The organism is Caulobacter sp. GW821-FHT12A07 (assembly GCF_058807655.1).
On the sequence record NZ_JBXAQX010000016.1, the window covers coordinates 74,199 to 90,018 of the forward strand.

Sequence of the window (15,820 nt, forward strand, 5' to 3'; positions counted from 1 at the left end):
GAAGGAGCCGCCGCGCCCAAAGCACGCCGCGGGAGCAGCGTCATGGGATGAGGCGTCGAGGGCGGACGACGCGCGCGGAAGTCCGCACGCGCGATCGCGCATGGCCTTGGCCTCCCGTCGCGGGGTCGTCTGCTCGCGACCGCCTCACATCGACACGAGACAACGTTGTCTTACTTGATGTCAACACGATTCAATTTGTCCACTTGAGGACAAATCGGCCGATATCCTTTGCGGGAAAGGCGAAGATGCAGCAGAGAATTTTTCTGACAATGATGTCTTACTGAGATTTTCGCGTACTCTATTGAAGGCCGAAGACCGCGAACCGGCTCGACTCGGCCGCCGGGGCCGGGCTATCGCTAGGTCAGCGCGCCGACAGCCGGCGCCGGGGGCCCGATGCGCAACGTCACCATCGTCCATGTGGCCGAAAAGGCCCGGGTCTCGGTCAAGACCGTCTCGCGCGTGGTCAACAACGAGCCGACGGTCACCCCCGACCTGCGCGCCCGCGTCGAGGCTGCCATCGAGCAGCTGGGCTACAGCCCCAACATCGCCGCCCGGCGGATGGGCGGCGGCCGCTCGTTCCTGATCGTCGCCTTCAACGACCGCACCCTTACCCTGGAGAACTGGCGCAGCGACCGCGGCAACAACTGGATCGACCGCATGCAGTACGGGGCCATGCTCCGCTGCGACGTCCACGGCTACCACCTGCTGTGCGAGCTGATCGACCTGGAGTCCGACCAGCTGGCCCGGCGCGTGCAGCACGTGCTGTCCACCCTGCGGCCCGACGGGGTGATCCTGACGCCGCCCAACTGCGAGGACCCGACGGTGCTGGCCGCCCTGAAGAAGGCCCAGATTCCGTTCGTGCGCCTGGGCTCGGCCCAGGCCGGCCCCGGCGCGCGGGTGCGGATGGACGACCAGGCGGCCGCCCGCGACCTGACCCGGCACCTGCTGGCGCTTGGCCACCACCGCATCGGCTTCGTCACCGGCAGCCCGCGCTTCCTGGCCAGCCGCGCCCGCGAGGACGGCTATCGCGACGCCCTCGCCAAGGCCGGCCTGCCCGTCGACGAGACGCTGCTGGTTCCGGGCGACTTCACCTTCGAGGGCGGGGTCGCCGCCGCCGAGGCCCTGCTGAGCCGCGCCGACCGGCCCACCGCCATCCTGGCCGGCAACGACGAGACGGCTCTGGCGGTGATGCACGTCGCCCGGCGGCTGTCGGTCGCCATCCCCGGCGAGCTGTCGCTGGCCACCTTCGACGACACCCCCAGCGTGCGCCTGTCGCTGCCGCCCTTGACCACGGTGCGCCAGCCGGTGGCCGAGATGGCGGCCGAGGCCGTAGACATCCTCGTCGCCAGCGCAGCCAAGGACGGCAAGCCGCCGCGCGGCGATCGCCTGCTGCCGTTCGAACTGGCCCTGCGCGCCTCGACGGCGCCGCAGTCGGCGAGCTAATCAGCCCCCGCGACGGGATGTCGCGGGGAGCTTGACCAGCGGGTCAGCGCACCCTTTTCTCTTGCCACTTCAAGTTGGAGCCGCTCGCGTTTGGCCAGAGACATGACCCAGGTCGACGCCGCAACCGCCGCAGCCGGGCCGCCCACCGTAAGGCGGCGCCTGCTGATCATGGCGCTGTGCCTGGTCGCGCCCGCCATCGTCTTCATGGCCCTGCTGGCCCGCGCCGAATACGGCCAGAGCCGGGGCCGCTACGAGCAGCAACTGGTGGCCACCACCCGGGCGCTGGGCCTGGCCGTCGATCGCCAGCTGGCCCAGGGCCAGAGTACGCTGCAGGCCTTGTCGGTCTCGCCCGCTCTCGCCTCTGGCGACCTGGAAAGCTTCGAGCGCCAGGCCCGCGCCGCCATCGGCGCCGACGCGGCCTGGATCGTGCTGATCTCGCCCCACGGCCAGGTGGTCAACACCCGCCTGCCGCCCGGCCAGGCCCCGCCCCGCAGCGCCGGCCTGCCGCCCGAACGCTGGGCGGCCGTGCGCTCGGGCCGCACCACCGTCTCGAACCTGACCTTCGGCAAGGTGGTCAAGCAGCCGATCGTGGCCATCGACATGCCGGTGATCGTCGCCGGCGAGCTCTACGACCTGGCCTATATCCAGACCCCCGCGGCCTTCGCCCCGCTGTTCGCCGCCCAGGGCGTGCCGCACAGCTGGACGGCCAGCATCGTCGACCGCAACGCCAAGCTGGTGGCCCGCTCGCGCGACCAGGAGAAGATGCTGGGCCGCTCGGCCAGCCGGCCGATGCTGGACGCCATGGCGCGCGACAACGACGGCGTGCTCGAGACCTACACCCTCGACGGCACCCCCACCCTGTCGGCCTTCAGCCGCTCGGCCGCCTATGGCTGGACCTTCATCGTCGGCGTGCCGCGCGCCGAGCTGGATCGCGCCAACCTGTCGTCCCTGGCCCTGCTGGTCACCGCCGGCCTCGTCCTGCTGGCCATCGGCGCCACGGCCGCCCTGCTGTTCTCGCGCGGGATCTCGGGCGAGGTGCGGGCCCTGGTGACCGACGCCCGGATCATGGCGGCCGGCGGCGAGATGCCGGCCCAGACCAGCGGCGGCCTGCGCGAGATCGGCGAGGTGCGCGAGGCCCTGCACGCGGCCTCCAACCAGCTGCGGGCCCGCGAGGCCGGCGAAAAGCGCGCCGCCGCCCGCCAACAGCTGATGATCAACGAGCTGAACCACCGGGTGAAGAACACCCTGGCGACGGTGCAGTCCCTGGCCTTGCAGAGCCTGGGCCGCGGCGAGGCCGCCCCGGGCTTCAACGCCTTCAACGAGCGGCTCTACGCCCTGGCCCGCGCCCACGATCTCCTGACCCGCACCGTGTGGGAAAGCGCCGACCTGACCGACGTCGTGCGCCAGACGCTGGAGCCCTATGGCGACCGCGCCCGCTGCGAGGGGCCGCCGGCCGCCCTGCCGCCCAGCGCCGCCCTGGCCCTGTCGATGGTCTTCCACGAGCTGGCCACCAACGCCAGCAAGTACGGCGGCCTCTCCACCCCCAACGGCCGGGTGGAGGTGACCTGGCGTCGCGATCCGCTCGATCCGCAGCGCCTGGCCCTGCGCTGGGTCGAGAGCGGCGGACCCAAGCTGGACGGCCCACCGCAGCGCAAGGGCTTCGGCTCGCGCCTGATCGCCGCCAGCCTGCGCAACGAACTGAAGGGCGAGGCCGTGTTCGAATACCTGCCCACGGGCCTGGTCTGCGCCCTGTCGGTGCGCCTGCCCGACCCGTCCGGCGCCCAAGCTTTGGGCGACGAGCCCTCGCTGTCCGACGCCTGAACAGGCAGCCGCGGGCGCGGGCGCGAAGCGCCGGCCCGGCGCTTGACCGCCGTTCTTCCGCTCATGGTGATGGTCGATCCGCTCTGCACCCATCCTGGGGCGCCGTCGGATCGATCGTATTGCGTCGCCGCGTAGATTGATCTTCCATGACGCTCAGGATGCACGCCGCAGAGCCGCACCTGAGGGAAGAGCGTTCATGATCGCCACAGATGACTCCGTGATGCTGCCGGCCCGGCCCGAGCCGATCCCGCTGGCGCCCGAGCGCACGGCCGTCATCGTCATCGACATGCAGAACGCCTACGCCTCGCCCGGCGGCTATCTGGATCTGGCCGGCTTCGACATCAGCGGCGCGGCCGCCTGCATCCAGCAGATCAAGGGCGTGCTCGAGACGGCCCGCGCGGCCGGCATGCAGGTGATCTATTTCCAGAACGGCTGGGACGACCAGTATGTCGAGGCCGGCGGCCCTGGCTCGCCCAACTGGTGGAAGTCCAACGCCCTGAAGACCATGCGCGCCAAGCCCGAGCTGCAGGGCAAGCTTTTGGCCCGCGGCCAGTGGGACTACGAGCTGGTCGACGAGCTCGCACCCCAGCCGGGCGACATCCAGCTGCACAAGACCCGCTATTCCGGCTTCTTCAACAGCCAGCTCGACAGCGTGCTGCGGTCGCGGAACATCAAGAATCTGGTCTTCGTCGGCATCGCCACCAACGTCTGCGTGGAGTCGACCCTGCGCGACGGCTTCTTCCTCGAATATTTCGGCACGGTGCTGGAGGACGCCACCCACCAGGCCGGTCCCGACTTCGTTCAGAAGGCCACGCTCTACAACATCGAGACCTTCTTTGGCTGGGTCTCGACCGTGGCCGACTTCAAGGGCGCGTTCGGCCAGATCGCGCCGAAATAGGCGCGTCGAGCGCTTGGCCAGCAAGGTTTTCCGTCTTCGGACGGAATGAAGAACTTAATTATTAGAAGGACAGGACCCGATGCCCAAGACCGTCATCACCCCGCCCGGCACGGGCACGCCGATCGCGCCGTTCTCGCCGGGCACGCTGGCCGACGGGATCGTCTACGTCTCGGGCACCCTGGCCTTCGACAAGGACAACAACGTCGCCCATGTCGGCGACGCCGAGGGTCAGACGCGCCAGGTGCTGGAGACCATCAAGTCGGTGATCGAGACGGCCGGCGGCACGATGGAGGACGTGACCATGAACCACATCTTCCTGACCGACTGGGCCAACTACCAGACCATCAACAAGGTCTATGCCGAGTACTTCCCGGGCGACAAGCCGGCCCGCTACTGCATCCAGTGCGGCCTGGTGCGCCCCGATTTCCTGGTCGAGATCGCCACCGTCGCCCACATCGGCAAACGCTGATCCGTATGATCCTGGCCCCGTCACTTTTCCTCCGAGCCTCCCCGCGAAGGCGGGGACCCAAGCCGAGTCTGCGGATCTCGGCTCGGCCGCGCCCGCACCCGCGAGTCAGCTTGGGTCCCCGCCTTCGCGGGGATGAGCGGATTGGGGTGCGGGCATGACGTCGGGCACAGTCGACGGCCTCCACTACGAACTCCACGGCGGGCCGGTGGCCGGCCGCGAGGTCGTGCTGCTGTCGTCGGGCCTGGGCGGTTCGGGCAGCTTCTGGGGGCCGCAGATGGCGGCGCTGACGGCGCGCTGGCCGGTCGTGCTGTACGACCACCGCGGCACGGGCCGCAGCGTCCGCGAACTGCCGGCCGACAAGCCCTACGCCGTCGCCGACATGGCCGACGACATCGTCAAGGTCCTGGACGCCCTGGGGATCGCCAAGGCCCATGTCGTGGGCCACGCGGCCGGCGGCAACGCCGGCCTGGCGCTGGCCCTTTCGCACCCCGACCGGCTGGGCAAGCTGGCGGTCGTCAACGGCTGGTCGCGGCCCGATCCGCACATCAAGCGCTGTTTCGACACCCGTCTGCACCTGCTGAACGACACCGGCCCGGCGGCCTATGTGCACGCCCAGGCCCTGTTCCTCTATCCGGCGACCTGGATCTCGGAAAACAGCGAGCGTCTGGCCGCCGAGGAGCCGCACCACGTGGCCGGCTTCCCGCCCAAGGCGGTGATGCTGGCCCGCATCGGCGCCCTGCTGGCCTTCGACGTCGACGCCGACCTGCCGCGCATCACTCATCCGGTGCTGGTCAGCGCCACGGCCGACGACATGCTGGTGCCCGTCACCTGCGCCCACCGCCTCGCCGAGCGCCTGCCCAACGCGACGCTCGATGTGCTGCCCTGGGGCGGCCACGCCTCGAGCGTGACCGACGCGGAGAGGTTCAACGCCTCGCTGGTGCGGTTCCTGGAGGGGGCGTGACGAGGCCCTCCGCTCAAATCCTCCCCCTCTGGGGGAGGTGGCCCAGAGGGCCGGAGGGGGCCAGCGCCGGCGCTAATCCCCCTCAGTCGCTTCTTCGCGACAGCTCCCCCAGAGGGGGAGCATCTTTCTCGTCGCGCCACTCACATCACAGAAGGGGGCAGTAATCCCATGCAGGTCGGCGTCTTCATCCCCATCGGCAACAACGGCTGGCTCATCTCCGAGACCTCGCCGCAGTACATGCCGAGCTTCGAGCTCAACAAGACCATCGTCCAGAAGGCCGAGGAATACGGGCTCGATTTCGCGCTCTCGATGATCAAGCTGCGCGGCTTCGGCGGCAAGACGCAGTTCTGGGAGCACAATCTCGAGAGCTTCACCCTGATGGCGGGCCTGGCGGCCGTGACCCAGAAGATCAAGATCTTCGCCACCGTCGCCACCCTGACCATCCCGCCAGCCATCGTCGCGCGCATGGCCTCGACCATCGACTCGATCGCTCCGGGGCGCTTCGGCATCAATCTGGTGACCGGCTGGCAGAAGGCCGAATACAGCCAGATGGGCCTGTGGCCCGGCGAAGGCCACTACACCGATCGCTACAACTACCTGGCCGAATACGCGACCGTGCTGAAGGACCTGCTGGAGACCGGCGTTTCGGACTTCAAGGGCAAGTACTTCACCATGGACGACTGCCGGGTCAGCCCGCACCCGCAGGACACCAAGCTGATCTGCGCCGGCTCGTCCGACGAGGGCCTGGCGTTCACCGCGCAATACGCCGACTACAGCTTCGCCCTGGGCAAGGGCACCAACACCCCCACGGCCTTCGCCTCGGTCAACAAGCGGCTGGAAGCGGCCGCCGCCAAGACCGGCCGCGACGTGGCCTCGTTCATCCTGTTCATGATCATCGCCGACGAGACCGACGAGAAGGCGCTGGCCAAGTGGCAGAAATACCGTGACGGCGCCGACCAGGACGCCCTGGCCTGGCTGACCAACCAGGCCGCGCCCAACGCGGCGGCGGGCTCGACCACCAACACCGCCCAGCTGGCCGCCCCGGAATCGGCGGTGAACCTCAACATGGGCACGCTGGTGGGCAGCTACGAAAGCATCGCCCGCATGCTGGACGAGATCGCCGAAGTGCCCGGCACCGGCGGCGTGCTGCTGACCTTCGACGACTTCGTCCAGGGCATGGACGATTTCGGCACGAAGATTCAGCCGCTGATGAAGTCGAGGAAGTAGGGAACCTCCCCCTCTGGGGGAGGCGGCCGAAGGCCGGTGGGGGGACGTTTTCAGCTGCCTCGGCGCTTGCCTGGCCTGCGGTCACGCCCCCCACCGATCGCTACGCGATCCCCTCCCCCACAGGGGGAGGTTTCTCTTTAGTCCGCCGTCATCATGTCGATGAGCTTCACGCGGAAGATCATCACGCTGTTGGCCGGGATCGGGCCGGCGTCGCGGTCGCCGTAGCCGAGGCTCGGCGGCACGAACAGCGTCCATTCGTCGCCGACCTTCATCTTCGGGATGGCCTCCATCCAGGCCGGCACCAGGCCGCCCAGCGGCGCGATCATCGGATGGCCGCGCTCGAACGAGCTGTCGAACACCGTGCCGTCGACCAGCTTGCCCTCGTAGTGGACCTTGATGATGTCGCCCTCCTTCGGCGACGGCGCGGTCTTCGCGCCCGAGGTCGTGACCTTGTACTGCAGGCCCGACGGCAGGCTGATCACGCCCGGCTGCTTGGCGTTGGCGGCCAGCCAGGCCGTGGACTTGGCCAGGTTGTCGCCGGCGGCGTTGACGGTGACGTCCGGGGCCGGCGACGGCGTCTGGGCCAGGGCCGGACCAGCGGCGAGAATCAACCCCAGGGCGATGAGAGCGGTGCGCATATTCGGCGACTCGTGTTATTTGTGCGACGAAATGTCAGAATAGACATCCGACCGAACGAGAGCACACTAAAAACCGAGGGCTCTCGTTGGTCTGAGAAGAAGAACGGCTATTTTCTACTTAGACCGTTCTTCGCTCGTCGGGAAGGAAACGTCATGGCCAGGTCTTCTGGCGGCGCGCTGAACGGAGCGCATTGGTGGCAACGCCATCCGATGTTCGCGCTCTTCGTCGGCTGGGTGGTGATCGGCTCGCTGGCCTTCGCCGCCTACCTGCAATGGGGCCCGCGCCTTACGCCGCCCGCCTGAACGCGCGCTCGGCGAACATCAGGAAATTAGGCGGCCCAGACGTATGCGCTTCCGCATGCCGCCGCCGTCCCCTCCCCCGTGGGCCCGCCCCTATCGCGACGGCGCGGCGGCCAGGGCGGCGGCCACCGCCTCGCGTAGCGGCTTGGGCCGATAGGCGTCGTCATAGAGCGTCGGCCGCTTGGGGGCCTTGTCCTGGCGCAGCCACTGGTTCTGTAGCCAGGAATATTTGTCGACCAGCCCCCAGGCCAGCAGTTCCCGGGTCTGGCGGTAGTCGAGCATCAAATCCAGATACGCCTTGCCATAGGCGGCCACGGCCGCGTCGCGCGCGGCGAAGTCGGCCGGCAGCCCTTTGTCGTGGACGTCGAACTCGGTCAGCGCCAGGTCGTAGCCCAGGCCCGTCACCGCATCGACGAAGGCCCGCCAGTCCTTCTCCTGCGGCCGGCCAAAGCCGGTGAAGCTGTCGGCGTTCTCGGCCCCGATATGGCTCTGGATCCCCAGGGCGTCGACGGGCGTGTTCCGCTTCCTGAAGCCCTCCAGCAGCTTGAGCACGCCATGGCGGTGCTTCTCGTTGCCAGCCTCCCAGCTCATGTAGTCGTTGTAGACGAGGCGGGCCTTTGGCGCGGCCTTGCGGGCGGCGTGGAAGGCCAGGTCCAGCACCGGCTCGACCCCGCCCATGGCGTCGGAGAAGACCGTGCGGCGCAAGGCGCCGTCGGCCGGGTCGACGGTCTCGTTGACCACGTCCCAGGAATAGACCTGGGGATAGCGGGCGCAGACCCGGTCGATGTGTTCGCTGATCAGCGCCTGCGCCTTGGCGGCGGGCCTGGCCCCGAAGTCGTAGGTCTTCAGCCAGCCGGGAAACCACTGCGGGTGATGCCACAGCAGGGTGTGGCCGCGCAGGGCCTGGCCGTGTTCGGCCGCGAAGGCGGCGATGCGGTCGGCGCGCGCGAAGGCGAAGGCCTGCTCGGTCGGGCGCAGCACGTACCACTTCAGCTCGTTCTCGGGCACCAGCGCCCCGCACTCGGCCGCCAGCAGCGCGCGGTAGCGGGCGTCCTCGAACGAGCCGGTCAGCGATCCGGGCGGCCCCGCGCCGACGGCGCTGCCGAAGACCAGCCCCTTGGCGGCGGCGAGGTCCTTGAGCGCCTTCCCGTCGGCCAGGGCCGGCGACGCCAGGGCGGCGGCTCCGGCAGCCAACAACACGCGGCGGCGGTTGATCATGAAAGCCTCGCACTCAAAAGAAACCGCGCACCGCCAAGGACGATGCGCGGACAAAGTCGGCAGGAAGGCGGACGCGCGGCGGTAAGCTGCCGCGCGTCCCGTCGAAGATCTAGAAGCTGGCGCGGAACACGATGGTGTAGCGCCGGTCGTTGACGAACCAGGAGCGGCCCGTCTTCAGCAGGTTGCTGTTGAGCACCTGGGTCGTGCGGGTGGTCTCGTTCAGCAGGTTCACGCCCTGGACGCCGATCTTCATCTTCGGATTGATCGTGTAGAAGAACGAACCGTCCAGCTGCCCGGTCGCCTCGTTCATGATCGGGGCGTAGGGCACGATCACGTCGCGGACGGTGAGCAGGAAGTCCGAGCGCCAGTTGTAGGCCAGGCGCGCCGACACCGGCCCCTTCTCGTAGATCGCCGCGAAGTTGACGTTGTGCTTCGAGAGGCCCTGCAGCGGCAGCTTGCTGGTGTCGACCGTGGTGATGCGGCCGGCGGCCACGTCGGGGTCGGTCGCCGACAGCGTGCTTTGCGGCACCCCGCTGCTTTCGATGTAGCTGTAGTTGGCGTTGATGCCGAACCCGTCCAGCGGCTTGGGCAGGAAGTCGTAGAACTGCTGGTAGCCGATCTCGAAGCCCTTGACCGTGGCCTTGACGTCGGAGTTGCCGGGCTGGGTGACAACCACGTCGAACGTCGCGCCGTTGTTGGTGAACGGCACCCGGCTGGTCCTGTTGTAGGCGACGTCCGTCAGTTCCTTCCAGAAGGCCGCGAAGGTCAGCGAACCGACCGGCGCGAAGTACCATTCCACCGAGGCGTCGATATTCTTGGACTGGGTGGGCTTCAGGTAGGGATTGCCGACGGGGACGTTGCCGCTGGGCACGCCGTTGGTGATGCCGTCGGCGTTGGTGTTGAGGGTCAGGTTGTAGAAGTTGCGGGTCAGGCCGATGTCGGGCGGCGTGATCGTCTTCGACAGACCCAGGCGATACTGCAGGCCGTGCGGCGCCATGACCTTCAGGTTGAAGCTCGGCAACAGGTAGTCGAACGAGGTCCTGACCCGGCTAGGCACGAGCGCGCCGTTGGCCCACAGGCGCGAAGCCGCGCGGACCGCCGGCGTCAGCTGGCAGAACGGCGAAGGCGTCTGTCCGGCCGGAACCGACGCGCAGTCGAGCTCGGTCGGCAGGCTGGAGACCAGCGGGAAGGCCAGGTAGCCGTCGGCGACGCGCTCGGTCCTGGTGTAGCGCAGGCCGACATTGCCGCTGACCTTGTAGTCGCCGGTCACGCCCTTGAAGCGCGCCATCAGGTAGGCCGACTCGGTCTGTTCGTTGACCGGGTTGATCTCCTGCGGACGGAAGGGCGTGCCGGAGACGACGTTGCAGCGCTGCGCCAGCGGCACCCAGTTCTGCGGACAGCCGTTCACCAGGCGCGTGCGCCACTCGTCGCCCACCGACAGGGCGAACTGCGAGACCGCCGCGTAGTTCTCGATCAGGTTCTGCGAATAGAACAGCCGCCCGTCGGAGCCGGTGGGGACGGCGACCTTGCCGCGCATGAAGTTGTCGAAGACGTACTTCTCGATCAGGGCGGTGCTGTCGGAACCGCCGGCGGTGGACGGGTTGCTGTTGATGGCGTCGGTCATCCACACCGGGCCGCCGCTGCCCCAGATCTCGCTGATGACGCCCCAGTTGTAGGCCGAGAAGCGGGTGGTCTGGTCACGCTCGGACCAGCGGACGCCGCCCTTGATCGAGTCCAGCCAGCTGTCGTTGTCGAACTTGTATTCGACGTCGATCTTGACCGCGTCCTCGGTGCCTTCCGACTGCTCGATGTGGTCCATCGCCGAGCGCCAGAAGCTGTTGTACGGGTCGCTCAGGCTGGTGTGCGTACCTTGGGCGTAGGACGGGCAGCTGGCGCTGTAGGTCGTGCAGGTGACCACAGAGGTGCCGTTGGCCGGCGGCAGGAAGGTCACGGTCGGCGCGTCCGTGCCGTTCAGGGTGATCGCCGCGTTCTGGAACGTCGAACCCCACAGGCCCATGCTGATCGCATCGACCTTGGAATCCACGTGCTGGGCGTCGAACTGGATCCCCCAGTGCTCGTTCGGCGTCCATTTGAAGTTGAAGCCGTAGTCGGTGGTGAGGTTGGTCGTCTGCTCGTCGCGGCGGATGTTGTTCGACTGCAGGCCGTTGATCGGCGTGCGCGGATCCGAGCCGTTCTGATCGGCGCGCCAGCCGGTGGTGCCGGTGATGATGCCGTTCGTGAAGACGCCGTCCTCGTCGAAGGTGAAGGTGGTGCCGGCGGCCGGGCGCGAGTCGCCGTTGCTGGTCACGTTGTCGGTGGCGATCTCGACGGCGTGCTCGGTCCACTTGGTCGTCGACTTCGACCGCAGGTACTGGAACGCGGCCTGCATCGTGCCGTCGTTGCTCCGCCACTGGATGGCGCCGGCCTGGCCCTGGCGCTCGCGCTCGTTGGTCGTCGAGCGGAACGCCGCGCCGCGCGGGAACCACACCCCCTTGGTTCCGTTGCCGCAGTCGCCGGTGGTGACGCCCAGGTTGGTGCGGCAACCGAAGTTCGACACCTGGATGGCGTCGCTGCGGCTGGCCAGCTCGGAGTTCACGAAGCTGGCGAGGACGCCGATCTCGCCGATGTTGGTGTCGAAGCGGTCGCTATAGAGGAACGAGTAGGTCGGCTTCCACTTCTTGACCATGTCGCCGTAGCTGGCCTCGGCCGACAGCGACAGGATGCGCTTGTTGCTGTCGAACGGCAGGCGCGTGCGCAGGTTCACCGTGCCCGAAATGCCGCCCTCGATCAGGTCGGCCGAGGGGCTCTTGAACACGTCGACGCCGCCCATCAGCTCGGACGGCACGTCCGCGAAGCTGAGGATCCGGCCGTTGTTGGCGGTGAAGGTGTCGCGGCCGTTCAGCTCGGAGCGCACGAAGTTGAGGCCGCGGACCACGACGCCCGAGCCTTCGACCGAGAAGTGGTCGGGGTCCACGCCGGCGGCGAAGCGGTTGATCGACACGCCGGGCACGCGCTGCAGGGCCTCGGTCACCGAGCGGTCCGGCAGGGCGCCGATGTCCTCGGCGGTGATCGAGTCGCCGATGATCTCGGACGACTGCTTCAGCTGCTGGCTGCTCTTGAGGCTCTGCTTGATGCTGGTGACGATCACCTCGTCGACCGTGTCCTCGGTGGAGTCTTTCTTGGCCGCCGTCTGGGCCATGGCCGTCGCGCCGAACACCAGGCTGATCGCCAGGGCCGAGGCCCCGCAGCGCAGGCCGAACTTCAGATTGTCGCCGAGAGTGTGGCGCCCACGGGTCGCGGACGCTCCTTTTGCGGAGCTCATTCTTGTATTCCTCCCCAGTCCCGGTAGCTCGGTAGCGCTACCATTGGTCATATGTCGAGACCATTATTGGTCTGATGATATGGCAAAGGTCGACCACGTCAAGGGTGTTGAAAGAACTCTGCAATCTGACGCAACACAGCGATCAAGCTTCTGTTTTTACTGGATTATCTCGCCGATGTAGCGACCTGAAAGCGCTTTTCTGACGAAGGCGAGGTGACAAAGGCCGACAGCGTCGTCAATTTACGACCCGCTTGAAACGGTCAAAAAGGCCGTCCAGACATAAGATCTTCGGGGTGGAAGGGGCTTACCATGTCAGACCAACGGCTGAAGTCCGTGGTCATTGTCGGCGGCGGCACGGCCGGCTGGATGACCGCCGCCGCCCTGGCCAAGACCCTCAGCGCCCAGGGCCTGAAGATCACCCTCGTCGAGTCCGAGGCCATCGGCACGGTGGGCGTTGGCGAGGCCACCATCCCGCCGATCCTGACCTTCAACGCCATGCTGGGCCTGGACGAGCGCGCCTTCATGCGGGCCACTAAGGCCAGCTTCAAGCTGGGCATCGAGTTCGTCGACTGGGGCGCGATCGGCGAGACCTACCACCACCCGTTCGGGACCTTCGGCCTCGACCTGGAGGGCGTGAAGTTCCACCAGGTCTGGCGCAAGTTCGCCAGCCAGGCCGGCCCGATCGGCGACTTCAACCTGACCGAGGCCGCCGCCCGGCGCTGGCGTTTCGCCCTGCCCGATCCCGATCCGGCCAAGGTGATGTCGAGCCTCAGGTACGCCTACCATTTCGACGCCGGCCTCTACGCCCGCTTCCTGCGCGGCTTCGCCGAGGCCCGCGGCGTCACCCGCGTCGAGGGCCGGATCGCGCAGGTCGACCAGCACGCCGAGACCGGCTTCGTCGAGGCCGTGGTCCTGGAGGACGGCCGCCGGGTGGAGGGCGAGTTCTTCGTCGACTGCTCGGGCTTCCGCGGCCTGCTGATCGGCCAGGCCCTGAAGGTCCCCTACCAGGACTGGAGCCGCTGGCTGCCCAACGACCGCGCCGTGGCCATCCCGTGCGAGCTGGGCGGCGACGGCCTGACGCCCTTCACCCGCGCCACGGCCCGCGAGGGCGGCTGGCAGTGGCGCATCCCGCTGCAGCACCGCATCGGCAACGGCTACGTCTATTCCAGCCATCACGTCGACGACGAGCGGGCGCTCGACACCCTGCTGACCAATCTCGACGGCCGGCCGACCGACGAGCCCAACTTCCTGCGCTTCACGCCGGGCCGTCGCGAGCGGGCCTGGGAGAAGAACGTCTGCTCGATCGGCCTGTCGGCCGGCTTCATCGAGCCGCTGGAAAGCACCAGCATCCACATGATCCAGGCCGGCATCACCAAGCTGCTGGCCCTGTTCCCCGGCCACGGCGTCGATCCGCTGGAGATCGACGAATACAACCGCCTGACCGCCGAGCAGGTCGATCGCATCCGCGACTTCGTGGTCCTGCACTTCCACGCCACCCGCCGCGACGACACCGACTACTGGCGCTACCTGTCGTCGATGACCGTGCCCGACAGCCTGGCGCGGCGCATGGAGCTGTTCGCCCATCGCGGCCGCTGGTTCCCCTCCGACTACGACCTCTTCCACGAGCCCAACTGGCTGGCCGTGCTGCTGGGCCAGGGGATCGTGCCGGAGGAATGGGACCCGCTGGTCGACAGCCTGCCAGGCGACCAGGTGTTGCAGCGCCTCTCGCACCTTTCGACCCTGATCACCCGCACGGCCGAAGCCATGCCCAGCCACGCCGATTTCGTCGCCCGCTACTGCGGGGCCAGCGAAGGAGTTCCCGCATGACGAACGACCGCATCCGCCACGTCGTCATCGTCGGCGGCGGCACGGCCGGCTGGATGACCGCCGCCGCCCTGGGACGCTTCCTCAAGGACGGGGTCACCAAGGTGACCGTCATCGAGAGCGAGGCCATCGGCACGGTCGGGGTCGGCGAGTCGACCATCCCCCAGATCAACATGTTCAACCGCATGCTGGGGCTCGACGAGGACGACTTCCTGCGTCGCACCAAGGCCACCTACAAGCTGGCCATCGAGTTCCGCGACTGGAAGCAGATCGGCCACACCTACCACCACCCCTTCGGCCCCTACGGCGTCGACATGGAGGGGGTGTCGTTCCACGCCTACTGGCTGCGCTACCAGGCGATGGGCGAGGCCGCCGACCTTTCCGAATACTCCCTGCAGTCGCTGGCGGCCTCACAGGCCCGGTTCCAGCGCCCGACGGGCCAGAAGAACTCGCCGCTGGGCGACATCGCCTACGCCTTCCACTTCGACGCCGGCCTCTACGCCCGCTTCCTGCGCGACTACGCCGAGGCCCGCCACGTGCGCCGCATCGAGGGCAGGATCACCGACGTCGCCCTGCGCGGGACCGACGGCTTCGTGGAGTCGGTGACGCTGGAGAACGGGACGCTCGTCGAGGGCGACCTCTTCATCGACTGCTCGGGCTTCCGCGGCCTCTTGATCGAGGGCGCGCTGAAGAGCGGCTTCGAGGACTGGTCGCACTGGCTGCTCAACGACCGCGCCGTGGCGCTCCCTTGCGCCTCCGGCGGCTCGACCGACCCGGTCACCCGCGCCACCGCCCGCCCGGCCGGCTGGCAGTGGCGGATCCCGCTGCAGCACCGCATCGGCAATGGCTACGCCTTCTCCAGCGCGCACATCAGCGAGGACGAGGCCACGGCCTATCTGCTCGCCAATCTCGACGGCGAGCCCCTGGCCGATCCCAACCTGCTGCGCTTCAAGGCCGGCCGCCGCAAGAAGAGCTGGAACAAGAACGTCGTGGCCATCGGCCTGTCGGCCGGCTTCATGGAGCCGCTGGAAAGCCAGAGCATCCACCTGATCCAGGTGGGCATCTCGCGCCTTCTGGCCATGTTCCCCGACCGCCGGTTCCAGCAGCCCGACATCGACCGCTACAACCGGGTGATGACCTTCGAGTACGAGAAGATCCGCGACTTCCTGATCCTGCACTACAAGGCCACCGAGCGCTCGGACACGCCCTACTGGGATTATCTGCGGGAGATGCCGACCCCCGACTACCTGGCCGACAAGATCGCCGTCTTCGAGAGCCACGGCCGGATCTTCCGCGAGAACGAGGAGCTGTTCAACGACACATCCTGGTTCGCCGTCATGGTCGGCCAGGGGCTCAAGCCCAAGGGCTGGGACCCAATGGCCGACGTCATGAGCGACGACCTGCTGCGCGCCCGCATGAACGAGATCCGCGCGGTCATCGCCCGCTCGGCCGACACCATGCCCGACCACATGGCCTTCGTGGCCGACCGCGTGCGGCAGGCGGAGGCGGCTTAGGGCTCAGCGAGAGCCTCGCTCGGCCAAGGAAGTTTGTCATCCCGGCCGTAGCGCAGCGGAGCGCCGGGACCTCGCACCGTTCAGAAACTGCCAGTGTGCGAGGTCCCGGCTCTACGGCGCTGCGCGCCTCCGGCCGGGATGACAAGCTTGTTTGCAAGCCGCCCGCCCTTCGCCCGCTTGCCTCC

Annotated in this window: 12 protein-coding genes; 9 read left to right on the forward strand and 3 right to left on the reverse strand. The window is 68.0% G+C overall.

Annotation, left to right across the window (positions count from 1 at the left end; genetic code table 11):
* Window positions 1-393 precede the first annotated feature (393 nt).
* The 6 genes from AC1RRS_RS23680 to rutA all read left to right on the forward strand — a co-directional run bounded on the left by AC1RRS_RS23680 (window position 394) and on the right by rutA (window position 6,819).
* On the forward strand, window positions 394-1,443 hold the full coding sequence (locus AC1RRS_RS23680) for a LacI family DNA-binding transcriptional regulator (protein ID WP_492857336.1): 1,050 nt from the start codon (window positions 394-396) through the stop codon (window positions 1,441-1,443).
* Between the two features lie 102 nt (window positions 1,444-1,545).
* Entirely contained in the window at window positions 1,546-3,264 is a 1,719-nt protein-coding gene (locus AC1RRS_RS23685) for a sensor histidine kinase (RefSeq protein WP_492857337.1), read from the forward strand.
* A gap of 196 nt (window positions 3,265-3,460) precedes the next feature.
* Window positions 3,461-4,162, forward strand: coding sequence for a pyrimidine utilization protein B (gene rutB, locus AC1RRS_RS23690; RefSeq protein ID WP_492857338.1), 702 nt, complete (start codon window positions 3,461-3,463; stop codon window positions 4,160-4,162).
* A gap of 79 nt (window positions 4,163-4,241) precedes the next feature.
* The gene (gene rutC, locus AC1RRS_RS23695; RefSeq protein ID WP_198578727.1) at window positions 4,242-4,631 is read left to right on the forward strand and encodes a pyrimidine utilization protein C; all 390 of its coding nucleotides are present in this window, start codon (window positions 4,242-4,244) and stop codon (window positions 4,629-4,631) included.
* A 154-nt stretch (window positions 4,632-4,785) separates the two neighbouring features.
* A complete protein-coding gene (rutD, locus tag AC1RRS_RS23700) occupies window positions 4,786-5,592 on the forward strand; it encodes a pyrimidine utilization protein D (protein ID WP_492857339.1) in 807 nt (268 codons plus the stop codon).
* A gap of 168 nt (window positions 5,593-5,760) precedes the next feature.
* Window positions 5,761-6,819, forward strand: a complete 1,059-nt coding sequence (gene rutA, locus AC1RRS_RS23705; protein WP_492857340.1) for a pyrimidine utilization protein A — start codon at window positions 5,761-5,763, stop codon at window positions 6,817-6,819.
* Between the two features lie 137 nt (window positions 6,820-6,956).
* On the opposite strand, the gene AC1RRS_RS23710 is transcribed toward rutA, so the two are convergent.
* On the reverse strand, window positions 6,957-7,457 hold the full coding sequence (locus AC1RRS_RS23710) for an FKBP-type peptidyl-prolyl cis-trans isomerase (RefSeq protein WP_487292206.1): 501 nt from the start codon (window positions 7,455-7,457) through the stop codon (window positions 6,957-6,959).
* A 153-nt stretch (window positions 7,458-7,610) separates the two neighbouring features.
* Between AC1RRS_RS23710 and AC1RRS_RS23715 the strand changes: the two genes are divergently transcribed.
* Window positions 7,611-7,760: a hypothetical protein gene (locus AC1RRS_RS23715; RefSeq protein ID WP_492857342.1), complete on the forward strand. Its 150-nt coding sequence runs from the start codon at window positions 7,611-7,613 to the stop codon at window positions 7,758-7,760.
* A gap of 90 nt (window positions 7,761-7,850) precedes the next feature.
* Here the strand turns inward: AC1RRS_RS23715 and AC1RRS_RS23720 are convergent, their stop codons facing one another.
* Window positions 7,851-8,975, reverse strand: a complete 1,125-nt coding sequence (locus tag AC1RRS_RS23720; protein ID WP_492857343.1) for an endo-1,4-beta-xylanase — start codon at window positions 8,973-8,975, stop codon at window positions 7,851-7,853.
* Window positions 8,976-9,084: 109 nt separating this feature from the next.
* Window positions 9,085-12,297 (reverse strand): TonB-dependent receptor, encoded by a 3,213-nt coding sequence (locus tag AC1RRS_RS23725; RefSeq protein ID WP_492857345.1) that lies wholly within the window; start codon window positions 12,295-12,297, stop codon window positions 9,085-9,087.
* Between the two features lie 309 nt (window positions 12,298-12,606).
* On the opposite strand from AC1RRS_RS23725, the gene AC1RRS_RS23730 reads away from it, so the two are divergent.
* Window positions 12,607-14,124, forward strand: coding sequence for a tryptophan halogenase family protein (locus AC1RRS_RS23730; RefSeq protein ID WP_492857346.1), 1,518 nt, complete (start codon window positions 12,607-12,609; stop codon window positions 14,122-14,124).
* Window positions 14,121-15,635 (forward strand): tryptophan halogenase family protein, encoded by a 1,515-nt coding sequence (locus tag AC1RRS_RS23735; protein WP_492857347.1) that lies wholly within the window; start codon window positions 14,121-14,123, stop codon window positions 15,633-15,635. Before AC1RRS_RS23730 ends, AC1RRS_RS23735 begins: the two co-directional genes overlap by 4 nt.
* Window positions 15,636-15,820: the final 185 nt, after the last annotated feature.